This window comes from Candidatus Pelagibacter sp. Uisw_113, assembly GCF_047717815.1.
In the GTDB taxonomy this organism is placed as follows: Bacteria; Pseudomonadota; Alphaproteobacteria; order Pelagibacterales; family Pelagibacteraceae; genus Pelagibacter.
In genome coordinates, this window is sequence record NZ_CP159809.1 from 895,681 (window position 1) to 909,152 (window position 13,472).

Genomic DNA, 13,472 nt, shown 5'->3' on the forward strand with positions numbered 1-13,472 from the left:
TATGCCATCAAAAAAAAGAGTAGGAAATAAAAAAAAAGGTAGTCAAAGTAACTTTGCAAAGCTAAGTATTTTTCAACCTAATAAATACAAATTTAAAAAAACTTGCCCTTTATCTGCTAAGGGTGCTCCAGAAGTTGATTATAAAAATATTAGATTGTTAAAAAAATATATGTCTGAAAATGGTAAAATTTTACCATCAAGAATTACAAATGTTTCGCAAAAAAAACAAAGAGAGCTTTCTCTATCTATTAAGAGAGCTAGAAATTTAGCGTTAATTTAAATGAAAGTTATACTTTTAGAAAACTTAAGAAGAATTGGATCTATTGGGGAAATCATAGATGTAAAAAGGGGTTTTGCTAGAAATTTCTTAATATCAAATAAAAAAGCTCTTTACGCTTCAAAAGAAAACATTGCAGAAGTTGAAAAGATTAAATCTGAGCTAAGTAAAAAAGATACTGAAAAGAAAAAAGAAGCACAAAAAATTTCTGAACAAATTAATAATAAAGAATACGAAATTAAAAAATTAAGCACTGAAAATAAAGAGCTTTATGGTTCAGTTAAACCAACTGAAATTTCAAAACTAATTTTAGAAAATGACAAATTAGATATTAAGCCCTCAATGATACAACCAATAACTGAAATTAAATCAATTGGTAAATTCAAGGTAAAAATTATTCTACACTCTGAAATAGATTCTGAAATTACTATTAATGTAGTTACAGCTGATACAATTCAATAATTATACAATTTTTTCCCCAGCATATATTTGTTATTTTTTTAAATCTTAATTGAGATAAGGTTTGTTCATGGAAAATAACCTCAGCATAGTTAAAGATACATTTAAAGAGCTTCCTAATAATATTGAAGCAGAACAGGCAGTAATTGGATCAATCTTAGTTCAAAATGAAACATTCGATGAAATAAACACTATCGTTTCTAGTATTAATTTTTATGACCCCATGCATCAAAGTATTTTTTCAGCAATTGAAAGTCTAATATACAAGGGGATGCTTGCAAACCCCATAACCTTAAAAAATTATTTTGAAAATGAAAAAGATGAATTAAATGTTCCTGAGTATTTAGTAAAAGTTACAAAATTTTCAACCCCTCCAAGACAAGCAATAGAATATTCAAGAATTATTTATGATATGTTTGTTAGAAGAGAATTAATTAAAATATCTGAAAATACTATTGATGCTGCAAAACTAAATGCACTTGATGTTAATGGTCAGAATATAATTGAAAATTCAGAAAGATTATTATTTGATCTTGCGGAAAAAGGGTCATTCAATTCGTCACTTGTTAAATTTGATGAAGCAATGAAACAAACTATTGAAATGGCTTCAGCTGCATACCAAAATGATGAGGGGATTGTTGGTGTTCCTACTGGTCTAAGAGATTTAGATGATAGACTGGGTGGGCTTCATAATTCAGATTTAATTATTATCGCAGGTCGACCTTCAATGGGTAAAACTGCTTTAGCAACAAATATAGCTTTTAATGCTGCTCAAAAATTACAGGAAAAAGGAAAAAAATCTGCAGTTGCCTTCTTTTCACTTGAGATGTCTTCTGAACAATTATCAACCAGAATTTTAGCAGAACAATCTAGGATTAAATCAAATGACATTAGAAGAGGAAGAATTTCTGATGAACAGTTTGATAAATTTATTGAAACATCAAAAAATATATCTGAACTTCCTTTATATATAGATGAAACACCAGCTATCAGTATTGCTGCTATGAGCAACAGGGCAAGACGTATTAAAAGATTATTTGGTTTAGATTTGATTGTTGTAGATTACATTCAGTTGATGAGAGGATCAGGAAATAATAGAGACGGTAGAGTTCAAGAAATTTCTGAAATTACTCAAGGCCTTAAAGCAATGGCAAAAGAACTTAAACTTCCAGTGATTGCTCTATCACAGCTATCGAGAGCAGTAGAACAAAGAGATGATCACAAACCTCAGTTATCAGATTTAAGAGAATCTGGATCAATTGAACAAGATGCAGACGTTGTAATGTTTGTATATAGAGAGGCGTATTACTTGGAGAGAAAAGAACCAAGACCCGCAACTGTTGAACATGCTGAATGGCAAGCAAAGATGAATGAAGTATCAAATCTAGCAGAGCTTATTATTGGAAAACAAAGACACGGCCCAACGGGCAATGTTATGGTAGAATTTGAAGCAATGTTTACCAAATTTAAAGATACTCAAATTAACTAATATCCAATATATTAGTTATGAATGCTGTCTCTATTTTATCAAAATATTGTTTTAAAAAATCCTAAATCAATTTTTATACTATTATTAATTACTCTTTTAAGTTTTGGGTATTTTTCTAAAGATTTTAGGTTAGATGCCTCATCTGACACTCTATTAATAGAAGGTGATCCTGATCTTGAATATTTAAAAGAAGTTACTGAAAGGTATGGCTCTAAAGAGTTTTTAATCTTAACCTATTCTCCTAATGAAGGGATGGTAACTGAAACTTCTATTAATAATCTTTTAAGTTTAAAATATAAAATCCAAAGTCTAGATTGGGTTCATAGTGTTGTTACACTGCTTGATATACCCTTGTTAAGTAATTCAGAAGCACCTCTTCAAGACAGATTAGAAAACTTTAAAACTTTAAAAGATGAGGGTGTCGATACTGAAAGAGGATTTAAAGAGATATTAAATAGTCCAGTTTTTAGAAATTTTGTAATAAGTGAAGATAGTAAAACAAGTGGTATAATTGTTTACATAAAAAAAGATGAACTAAAAGATATTAAAAATAAATCAGCTCAAGAGATTGAAGAATATAAAGATACCTTAAAAAAGAAAAATCATGAAAATATCACTCAGATAAGAGAGGTCATTAAAAGCTATGGAGATGTTGGAAAAATATACCTTGGAGGTATTCCAATGATCACAGATGATATGATGTCATTTATTAAAAGTGATATTATTGTTTTTGGTCTAGGAGTTCTTTTATTTATTATCGCTACTCTATGGTTTATATTTAGAAAGCTAATTTGGATTATTGTTCCAATTAGTAGTTGTTTTTTTTCAGTTTTAATTATGACAGGTCTACTTGGCTTTTTAGGCTGGAAGGTTACCGTTATATCCTCAAACTTTATTGCTCTAATGCTAATTCTAACTATGGCAATGAATATTCATATGAGCACCCGGTTTCTACAATTAAGAGAAGATTTTCCAAATTTGGATAATTTAAAAATTATTACAATGACAACTAGTAAAATGTTTTGGCCGATCATTTACACAGTTCTTACAACTATATGTGCTTTTTTATCTTTGGTATTTAGTGGCATTAAGCCTATTATTGATTTTGGATGGATGATGACTTTAGGATTAATAACTTCTTTTATTATTACATTTACATTGTTCCCTACTCTGTTGAGTTTTATGTCCGATAACAAAGTGAAAGTTAAAGAAGATTCAGATTCTAAAATTACTTCTTTTTTTGGTAAAATTTCTATTAACAATAAGAGTATAATTTTTTTAATAACAGGTTTAGTTGTTGCATTAAGTGTTGTTGGAATAAGTAAGCTTGAAGTTGAAAACAGTTTTATAAATTATTTTAATAAAAATACTGAGATCTACAAAGGTATGAAACTTATTGATGAAAAACTAGGTGGCACTACACCCTTAGAAGTTATATTGAAATTTCCAGAAAAAGTTGCTGTAGAGTCTAACGAAGATGATGAATTTGAGAGCTGGGACGATGAAGGCAGTAAAGATGATGAAAAATACTGGTTTACAAAAGATAAAGTTGAAAAAATTCAAAACGTTCATAATTATTTAGATAACCTTCCTGCTGTTGGAAAAGTTTTATCATTTAGTTCAATAATTGAAGTTGCTACACAGTTAAATAATAATAAGCCCCTTGGAACTTTAGAAATGGGTGTTCTTTATTCAAAAATTCCAGAAAGTATAAAAAAAGATATTATAGATCCCTATATATCCGTAAAAGATAATGAAGCCAGGATAAGTCTTAGAATTATTGATTCACAGGATGGTTTAAGGAGAAATGATTTAATAAACCAAATAAATTATGACCTTGAAAATAAACTAAATCTTAGCAAGGAAGAATTTAAACTAGCTGGTGTTTTAATTTTATTTAATAATTTACTCCAAAGTCTTTTTAAATCTCAAATACTCACATTAGGTTTGGTTATGGTCGGAATTTTTGCCATGTTTATGATTTTATTTAGAAATTTTAAACTATCTCTTATAGGTGTTGTTCCTAACTTTATTGCAGCTTTCTTTATTTTAGGAATTATTGGTCTGCTTGGAATACCACTTGATATGATGACTATTACTATTGCCGCAATTACAATTGGGATAGCAGTAGATAATAGTATTCACTACATTTATAGATTTAAAGAAGAGTTCTTAAAAAATAAAGACTATAATAAAACACTAAAAGTTTGCCACTCAACAGTGGGTGTTGCAATACTAAATACTTCAATAACTATTGTCTTTGGTTTTTCAATTCTTGTTTTTTCTAAATTTATACCAACAATTTACTTTGGTGTATTTACTGGTTTAGCAATGCTACTAGCAATGATTTTGGTATTAACTTTACTGCCCTCTCTTATTTTAATAAGTAAACCATTCGGAAAATAAAGTCATTATGCTTGATGCTTTAAAAGATTTTTATCAAACGGTGTCTTTAATAGACCTAATATTTCTAATCATTACAATTTTTTCAGTTATCAAGTGTTACAGCAAAGGATTTGTTTTAAGTTTATTGTCAGCTTCAAAGTGGTTGTTGGCTTATGTTGTAACTTTAATTCTTTTTCCAAAAGTTAAGCCTTATTTTAAAAATATAATTGATAGTGAATATGTCTTAGATATTGCACTCGGCATAACTATTTTTGTTTTAGTGGTCTTTATTATTCTAATTGCGAACAAAGCTATTAGTAAAACAGTAAAATTTGTTGGACTAGGAAGACTCGATTCCTTATTTGGCTTATTTTTTGGATTTATTCGAAGTTATGTAATCTGTATTTGTTTATTTTCAGCTATAAATATTGTGTATAATTATAATAAATGGCCAGTTAATACTGATAAATCATACACCTTTCCATACATAGAAAAAGGTAGTAATTATTTGTTGAAAGAGTTGCCAAATGAAAAAAACTATCAAAATTCTAAAGAAAAAATTGAAGAACTATAATCCAAAACTTAAAGAAGAATGTGGTGTATTTGGTATAAGCAATAGTGATGATGCTGCTGCCCTAACTGCTTTAGGTCTTCATGCGCTTCAACACAGAGGTCAAGAAGGTTGTGGGATTGTATCATTTGATGGAGAAAAATATCATTCAGAAAAAAGATTTGGTTTAGTTGGAGATAACTTTAACAAAGAAAAAGTATTAAAAAATTTACTTGGGAAATATGCCATTGGTCATAACAGGTATAGCACTACCGGTGAAAATACCTTAAGAAATATCCAGCCTTTCTTTGCAGATACTAATGCAGGTGGTATTGGTGTTGCACATAATGGAAATTTAACTAACTCTGTTACACTTAGAAATAAGTTAGTTGAAGATGGTGCAATTTTTTACACAACATCAGATACTGAGACAATTGTTCAATTAATTGCAAAATCAAAAAGAAACAATACAGTTGATAAGGTTATTGATGCAATATTTCAAATTCAAGGTGGCTACGCACTGGTTATGCTCACACAAAGTACGTTAATAGGTGTTAGAGACCCATATGGAATACGGCCTTTAATTATTGGTAAAATAAAAGACAGTTACGTTTTGGCTTCTGAAACATGCGCACTAGATATTATAGGGGCTAAGTACGTAAGAGATGTAGAGAATGGTGAAATTGTTTTAATTGAAAACAATGAGTTAAAAAGTTTTAAACCTTTCCCCACAAGAAAAGTTAGACCTTGCGTTTTTGAATATATTTATTTTGCAAGACCAGATAGTTTATTAGATGGAAAATCAGCTTATGAGCATAGAAAAAACTTAGGAATAGAACTTGCTAAAGAAAATAAAATTGATGCGGATATAGTTGTTCCTGTTCCAGATTCAGGAAATGCTGCAGCACTTGGATTTGCTCAACACTTAAAAATTAATTTTGAATTAGGTTTAATTAGAAATCATTATGTTGGGAGAACTTTTATAGAACCTAGTCAAAAGATTAGAAGTTTGGGGGTTAAATTAAAATTAAACGCTAATCAATCTACAATTAAAGATAAAAGAATTATTTTGATAGATGACTCGCTTGTACGAGGAACAACTTCACATAAAATTGTTAAAATGCTTTATGATGCTGGTGCAAAAGAGGTTCATGTTAAAATTGCCTGTCCAGAAATTAGATATCCAGACTTTTATGGAGTGGATACACCAACTAAAAAAGAGCTACTTGCTGCAAACAAAACTAACGATGAAATTTGTGAATATATTGGTGCTAAATCATTAGATTTTTTATCACTTGAAGGTTTGTATAGGGCAATAGGATTTGAAAAACGTAATGATGCGTACCCTCAATTAACAGATCATTATTTTACAGGTGAATACCCTGTTAAACCTATAGACGAACTGGGTGATGATAAAATTACTCAACTATCATTGCTAAGCACTGCTTCGAATAACTAGAGTAGCTACTACATAATTCTCATAAAGAAGAGTTGGACATAAAGACTTTAAAATCAACATTAAACCCTTATATATAAATCAATGATTACTCACAAAGAGCAAATAATTAAATATTTTGAATCTGGAATTAAAGATATTAAAAATTTTAAAATTGGTATTGAGCATGAAAAATTTTTATTTGATGAAACAACAAACAAAAGAGTAGATTACCCTACTGTCCTTAAAATGTTTTCACTACTAAGTGAATTTGGGTGGAAACCAATAATGGAAAAAGAAAATATTATTGGATTACAGAAACAAGGAAAAAGTATTACCCTTGAGCCTGGAAATCAAATTGAATTATCAGGTGATAAGCTAAATAATATTCATGAAGCTTGTGCTGAATCTCATGATTACTTATTTGAGTTGCAACAAGTAACCAAAAAATTAAATTTAAAAATTGTTAGTGCAGGCTTTGATCCTATTTCAAGTCTTAAAGAAGTCCCAAATAATCCAAAACAAAGATATCAAGTAATGACCAAAGATATGCCTATTGGTGGTTCTTTGAGTTTAGATATGATGTATAGGACTTGTGGTACACAACTTAATTTAGATTACGATTCTGAAAAAGATTTTATTAAAAAATTTAAAATAATAAATTCTATAGTACCCATATCTATTGCACTATTTGCAAATTCCTCAATTGTTGAAAAAAAAAATAGTGGTTATAGCTCTTATCGATCTAAAGTTTGGCAAGAGACATCAAGAGGCGGTTTGCCTGAGATATTTTTTGATAATATGGATTTTGAAAAATATGCAGATTTTTCAATAAACTTTCCTTTATTGTTTATTCAAAATGAAAAAGAATATTTATCAGGAAGTAATTATTCATTTTCAGATTTTATGAATGGCAAAATTAATGAAGTTAAGAACAGACTTCCTACTGAAGACGACTTAGCCACCCACCTAAGTACAATTTTTACAGAAAATAGACTTAAGAAATATATAGAATTAAGATCAATGGACACTTGTGGCTGGGACTGTTTGTGCGCTGGACCTGCTTTTAATACTGGAATTTTATATGGCAACTTAGATGAGGCTTACGAATTGATTTCTAAGTGGGATAAAAATAAAATAATTAATGCCTACCTAGAGGCGCCAAAAAAAGGTTTTAATACTGAGTTGATGGGGAAAGATCTATTACATTGGTCGTCATTGCTACTGGGTATTTCAAGAAAAGGATTATTAAACAGAGATATTTTGAATCAATCTAATGATAATGAAGCTAAATTTTTAGATCATCTAGATAAACTAATTGATAAAAAGACAACAAACGCAGATCATATGATAGATAAATTTTTTAAGAATGAAAATTTAAACGATTTATATGACAAATAAGATAGTTGCAATTCAAGGCGATCATCCTTCAAAACTAAAACCTCTAACTGATACTAGTATATTTTTAGCTATTGAAGCTCAAAGGTTAAAATATAAGATTTTTTATTATGAACCAAAAAACCTTTCAATAATAAACGATAAGGTCATAGCCAACGGATATTATGTAGAGTTTAATTATTCGGATAAACGTTTTTTTAAGATATTACATCAGCAGAAACTAGAACTTACTAAATGTAAGTATATTTTGATACGTCAAGATCCTCCTTTTAATTTAGAATACATTTCAACAACTTACATATTGGATAAGATAAAAAATAAAGTTAAAATTATTAATAATCCAACGTCTATTAGAAATATCTCTGAGAAACTATACTCAACATTTTTTCAGAAATATATGCCAGATACAATTTTCACAAAAGATATAAATGAAATTAATAAATTTTTTTCAAAAAACAAACAAATGATTATAAAACCTATTCACAGCTTTAGCGGAAATGATATTCACTTATTTCAAAATAAGATAAATACTAAATTAATTGCAAGTTTTATAAAAAAACATGGACATATTATGTGCCAAAAGTTTTTACCTAAAATTAAGTTTGGAGATAAAAGAGTTTTTATAATTAATGGTAAAGTTTGTGGTGCGATCTCCAGAGTTCCAAAAAAAGGATCTTTTTTAAGCAACATGAGTAAAGGGGCCATACCTATTTCTGTTAAACTAACAAAAACAGAAAATAAAATTTCAAATTTAATTGGCAAAAATCTTAAAAAAAATGACATCTACTTTTCTGGTATTGATTTTATTGACCAAAAGTTAAATGGAGATATTAATGTTACCTCTCCTACAGGGTTAAAGTCTTTGTATGATCTTACAAATATCAATCTTGCAAAAGTATTTTGGAAAGGATTAAGAGCTTGAACAATTTATCCGAGCAACAAAAAGGATCTTTACTCGCATTTGTTGCAGTAATGTTTATTACACCAGATAGTTTATTTATAAGGCTTTCTAATGTTGATACCTGGGGACTTGTTTTTTATCGAGGGCTTATTCCTTTTGTTACTGTATTTTTAGGAATGTTATTAATTTATAAATTAAGTTTCTTTAAAATGCTATTTTCAAGTGGTTATCACGGGTTACTTTATATTGGTACTTTTTCTGTAACCAATATTACTTTTGTTGTTTCAATCCAAAATACCAATGTTGCAAACACATTAGTGATGATTGCAATGGCTCCTATGTTATCTGCAATACTTGGAGCAATATTTTTAAAAGAATTACCTGATAGAAAAACATGGATTACAATATTTGTAACTTTTACAGCTGCCATTTATATATTTTACGATTCAATACAGTTAGGTAACTTTTTTGGGGATATATTAGGCTTAATAACTGCTTTAGGTTTGGCTGTTGGTGCAGTTACTATTAGATCTGCAAAGGATAAAAACCTAATTCCTGCAGCTGTTGTTGGAAAGTTAATTGTAGCTATGTTTGCACTTCTATTTATTGAAAGTTTTGCACTAGTGGATAGTGACCTAATTATTGTTCCTTTAATGTGTGTTATGTGTGTTGCTATACCTTTTGTGCTAGTCACCATAGCTCCAAGGTTCATACCTGCAGCTGAAGTTAACTTATTTTTCTTATTAGAGACTATTATTGGTCCTATTTGGGTATGGCTGATTATTAAGGAGCAACCTAGTCTTGAAACTATGCAAGGTGGTGCTGTTATCATCACAGCTATCGCAATCCACTCATTTATCAAATTAAAGAATTCCTAATTTAATCAAAATTAAGACTTGATTTACATTTAGATCGCAAATAAGTACGGTCAATTTTATGAATAAAGTTTTAAAGAATTCTTGGGCATTGTTTTTAGGTATGGGTTTTTTGATGATAGCCTATGGATTTCAAAGTTCACTCCTAGGCGTAAGGGCTGTTCAAGAAGAATTCAGTCTTGCAGCGACTGGCCTTATGATGTCTGGGTATTTTGTTGGATACTTTATTGGTGCTTCAACAATTCCCAGTCTTATATCAAGAGTTGGTCATATCAGAGTGTTTGCAGCTTTTGCATCTTTAGCATCTTTAATTATTTTAGTTCATTCTATTTTTATTAATCCTTATGTTTGGTTTTTTTTAAGAGTTTTAACCGGAATAAGTATGGTTTGTATTTATACCGTTGCTGAAAGCTGGTTAAATGACAGATCAAGTAATAAAAATAGAGGAAGTGTTTTATCGATTTATATGGTTATTTTATATGGATCAATGGGTATAGGAATGTTTCTATTGAACTTTAGTAGACCAGAAAATTATCAACCCTTTATATTGGTTTCAATTATTACATCAGTTGCACTTATACCTATTCTCTTAACCAAAAAAAAACCTCCTACATTTAAAAAAATTAAGGGTATGCCCTTAAAAGAACTTTATGAAACTTCACCATTTGGAATGGTAAGTGCTCTTTTTTATGGAACAATCCAGTCAGCACTATTTACATTGTTGGCAGTATATGCAGCATCAATGAATTTTACTATTTTTCAAATATCACTTGTAACTTTTCTTTTAGCAATTTCTGGTGCTATCTCTCAATATCCTATTGGAAAACTTTCTGATAAATATGATAGGAGAAAAGTAATAGTTATCTCAACTTTTGGTGCTTCTATTTTTGCTTTACTTGCTATTCTATCATCAGGTCAAATGTACTTACCAGGTGAACTTGCCACAAGCAAAGTGTGGTTTTTTATCTTTTTAATTTTATTTTCAATTTGTAGCTTACCAATGTTCTCTTTGATTTGTGCACACACTAATGATTATATACCAAAAGAAAAATTTGTAGCAGCTGGAGCTGGTATACAGTTTACATTTGGTTTGGGCGCTATGAGTGGTCCATTCCTTTGTTCAATATTTATGAATATTGTTGGCTCTAATGGTTTTTTTGTATTTTTACTTTTCTTTCATGCTTTAATAGGTGTGTTTGGTGTCTATAGAATGAGAGTTAGAGATACAGTTGAAAACCCAGACTCTCAGTTCGTTGCTATGCCTTCATCTATTACACCAGCTGGAATTGAATTAAACCCAACAACAGAACCTATTGAAGAACCAAAAAAACCTGAAGAGGTTCAACCAGTTACAAATCTTTAAGCATATTGGCCTGCCACATACCCAGAAGACCAAGCCCATTGAAAATTATAACCACCTAAATGGCCAGTAACATCTACAACTTCTCCAATAAAAAATAATCCAGGGTGTTTATTGGACATCATTGTTTTAGAAGAAATTTCTTCTGTATCAATACCTCCCAAAGTAACTTCCGCAGTTCTATAACCTTCGGTTCCTGTCGGATTTATCGCCCAAGCATTTATAGAATTACTCAAACTGGTTAATGCTTTGTTAGATAATTCACATATATTTCCATTAATGCTACTTTCGTTACAGATTATCTGAGCTAATCGTTTAGGAAGGATTTCAGAAACTATAATACTTATATCTTGTTTAGGATTAGAGATCTTTCTATCATTTAGAAATTTATCCACATCTAGTTTTGGTGATAAGTTAACTTTGATATTATCTCCCAATTTCCAATAAGAAGAGATTTGTAATATAGAGGGTCCACTCAAGCCTCTATGAGTAAACAACATTCCTTCCTCAAAAAAAGTCTTTTTAAATGAAACAACTGCTTCAACGGATAACCCTGTAAGCTCTTTACATATTGTTAGTATTTTTTCACTAAAAGTTAAAGGAACTAGCGCAGGTAACGTTTCAATAACTTTTAAATTAAACTTTTGAGCAATATCATAACCAAATTTACTTGCTCCAATTTTTGGAATAGATAGACCGCCTGTTGCAATAATTAAAGATTCACAAGAATATTTATCATTACCAACAATTATAAAATATTTATCATCTTGTTTATCAATATTATCTATCGTTATACCTTTTTTTAAAACTACATTTGCCATTTCACACTCTAAAAGTAACATATCTATAATTTGTTGAGCACTTTCGTCACAAAAGAGTTGTCCTAATTTTTTTTCATGAAATTTAATATTATGTTTCTTTATTAAATCTATAAAATTATTTTGGGTGTATTGTTTTAAAGCTGATATTACAAATTTTGGATTGTTTGAAATAAACTTACTAGGGTGTGTATGTATGTTTGTAAAATTACATCTTCCACCACCTGATATTCTGATTTTTTCTCCTATCTTTTTTGCATGATCAATTAAAAGTACTTTTCTTCCACGTTTACCAGCTTCTATAGCGCTCATCATACCAGCAGCGCCTGCACCCACTACAATAACATTAAATTTTTCTGTCATGGATTAATAATAATATTTAATAATGTGGAGGTTTTTTATCAATCATAACAATACCTGCTTCATCACTACTCTCCAATTCATTAATTCTTTTTTCAACGTTTGAAATTTGTTTTTTTAAAACAGATACCTCTTTTTGTTGAGAATACAGTTCATCACTCATTTGGGATATTTCATTTTGAAGAAAACTGATCTGTTCTTCTAACTTTTTAACTAAATCTTCCATATAAATACAACTTAAAAGAGTTTCAAAATAAATCAAATAGTCAATTATAAAAATTTTTGTTATGGTTGAGTTATAAGATAATAAAAAATTATGCCTTCATTTGATGTAATCAGTAAAATTAGTTACCCGGAATTTGATAATGCTCTTGCCAACTGCCTAAGAGAAATTGGTAATCGATTTGACTTTAAAGGACTTGATATTTCAATTGAAAGAAAAGATAAGATTATCACCACATTAGCACCCGATCCATTAAAATTAAAACAAGTAAATGAATTATTACAAGTTCATCTTATAAGGCGAAAAGTAGATCCAAGAGTATTAGCAATTAAAAATTCAGAAAATGCTGCAGGTTCATCGATTAGACAAGTTAGTGAGCTAGAAGAAGGTATTAGTCAAGAAAATGCAAAAAAAATTATTGCTGAAATAAAAAAACTAAAACTTAAAATTCAGATTAAAATTCAAGGAGAGGAGTTACGAGCTGAAGGAAAAAAAAGAGATGACCTTCAAGATGCAATGTCAGCAATAAGCGCTATTGATATTGGTCTCCCGATTGAATTTGTAAACTTTAGAGATTAATCTCACTTTGATGAACAAAGAAAACACAAGTAAACTCTGGAAAATTATTCAGGAAGCTGGCGATTATTTGGTAGGTCAGTTACCAAGTCATCCAAATCACCCTAAAGGAAGAAATCCCTACGCCCACGTTGCTCTTTGTGTCAAAGAGAAGTTTGGCAACTCATATAAAGATATTCCTGATGAACATTTTCAAGAAATTGTTGATTACATTAACTTTTTGAAAGAGAACCCAAGTTAAGTAAGAGAACATTTTGTTCTCACTCGGAAAAGTTCCTAGTAAGTTCCTAGTCTGGCTCTAGTCTCAATAAATAAGTAGGACCCAGTTCAAAACTCAACTTCGAATAGAATTTAGATCCCCATCAC

The 13,472-nt window shown here is 29.7% G+C and carries 14 protein-coding genes; 12 read left to right on the forward strand and 2 right to left on the reverse strand.

The window, feature by feature from the left end:
- Position 1 precedes the first annotated feature (1 nt).
- From rpsR to ABXT39_RS04945, 10 genes are all read left to right on the forward strand, one after another.
- Positions 2-280 carry a 30S ribosomal protein S18 gene (gene rpsR, locus ABXT39_RS04900; RefSeq protein ID WP_415294619.1) on the forward strand — a complete coding sequence of 93 codons (279 nt, stop codon included), beginning with the start codon at positions 2-4 and terminating at the stop codon, positions 278-280.
- Positions 281-739: a 50S ribosomal protein L9 gene (gene rplI, locus ABXT39_RS04905; RefSeq protein WP_415294621.1), complete on the forward strand. Its 459-nt coding sequence runs from the start codon at positions 281-283 to the stop codon at positions 737-739.
- A 67-nt stretch (positions 740-806) separates the two neighbouring features.
- Positions 807-2,225, forward strand: a complete 1,419-nt coding sequence (locus tag ABXT39_RS04910; protein ID WP_415286732.1) for a replicative DNA helicase — start codon at positions 807-809, stop codon at positions 2,223-2,225.
- Between the two features lie 21 nt (positions 2,226-2,246).
- Complete coding sequence (locus ABXT39_RS04915; protein WP_415294623.1) at positions 2,247-4,631, forward strand: efflux RND transporter permease subunit; 2,385 nt, start codon at positions 2,247-2,249, stop codon at positions 4,629-4,631.
- A 7-nt stretch (positions 4,632-4,638) separates the two neighbouring features.
- Positions 4,639-5,184: a CvpA family protein gene (locus ABXT39_RS04920; protein WP_415294625.1), complete on the forward strand. Its 546-nt coding sequence runs from the start codon at positions 4,639-4,641 to the stop codon at positions 5,182-5,184.
- The gene (purF, locus tag ABXT39_RS04925) at positions 5,138-6,619 is read left to right on the forward strand and encodes an amidophosphoribosyltransferase (RefSeq protein WP_415294626.1); all 1,482 of its coding nucleotides are present in this window, start codon (positions 5,138-5,140) and stop codon (positions 6,617-6,619) included. Before ABXT39_RS04920 ends, purF begins: the two co-directional genes overlap by 47 nt.
- Positions 6,620-6,700: 81 nt before the next feature.
- Positions 6,701-7,996 (forward strand): glutamate--cysteine ligase, encoded by a 1,296-nt coding sequence (locus ABXT39_RS04930; RefSeq protein WP_415294628.1) that lies wholly within the window; start codon positions 6,701-6,703, stop codon positions 7,994-7,996.
- The gene (gene gshB, locus ABXT39_RS04935) at positions 7,986-8,915 is read left to right on the forward strand and encodes a glutathione synthase (RefSeq protein WP_415294629.1); all 930 of its coding nucleotides are present in this window, start codon (positions 7,986-7,988) and stop codon (positions 8,913-8,915) included. The genes ABXT39_RS04930 and gshB overlap by 11 nt, the downstream gene beginning before the upstream one ends.
- Entirely contained in the window at positions 8,912-9,772 is an 861-nt protein-coding gene (locus ABXT39_RS04940) for a DMT family transporter (RefSeq protein WP_415294630.1), read from the forward strand. Before gshB ends, ABXT39_RS04940 begins: the two co-directional genes overlap by 4 nt.
- Positions 9,773-9,830: 58 nt before the next feature.
- Complete coding sequence (locus tag ABXT39_RS04945; protein ID WP_415294631.1) at positions 9,831-11,132, forward strand: MFS transporter; 1,302 nt, start codon at positions 9,831-9,833, stop codon at positions 11,130-11,132.
- Here ABXT39_RS04945 and ABXT39_RS04950 read toward each other — a convergent pair.
- Together ABXT39_RS04950 and ABXT39_RS04955 are read right to left on the reverse strand one after the other, a co-directional pair.
- Complete coding sequence (locus ABXT39_RS04950; protein WP_415294632.1) at positions 11,129-12,310, reverse strand: NAD(P)/FAD-dependent oxidoreductase; 1,182 nt, start codon at positions 12,308-12,310, stop codon at positions 11,129-11,131. The two genes, ABXT39_RS04945 and ABXT39_RS04950, sit on opposite strands and share 4 nt — an antisense overlap.
- Before the next feature lie 16 nt (positions 12,311-12,326).
- Positions 12,327-12,533, reverse strand: coding sequence for a SlyX family protein (locus ABXT39_RS04955; RefSeq protein ID WP_415294634.1), 207 nt, complete (start codon positions 12,531-12,533; stop codon positions 12,327-12,329).
- 90 nt (positions 12,534-12,623) lie between these two features.
- Between ABXT39_RS04955 and ABXT39_RS04960 the strand changes: the two genes are divergently transcribed.
- Together ABXT39_RS04960 and ABXT39_RS04965 are read left to right on the forward strand one after the other, a co-directional pair.
- Positions 12,624-13,109 (forward strand): YajQ family cyclic di-GMP-binding protein, encoded by a 486-nt coding sequence (locus tag ABXT39_RS04960; protein ID WP_415294636.1) that lies wholly within the window; start codon positions 12,624-12,626, stop codon positions 13,107-13,109.
- A 10-nt stretch (positions 13,110-13,119) separates the two neighbouring features.
- Positions 13,120-13,347 (forward strand): hypothetical protein, encoded by a 228-nt coding sequence (locus ABXT39_RS04965; RefSeq protein ID WP_415294637.1) that lies wholly within the window; start codon positions 13,120-13,122, stop codon positions 13,345-13,347.
- The last annotated feature ends 125 nt before the right edge of the window (positions 13,348-13,472 follow it).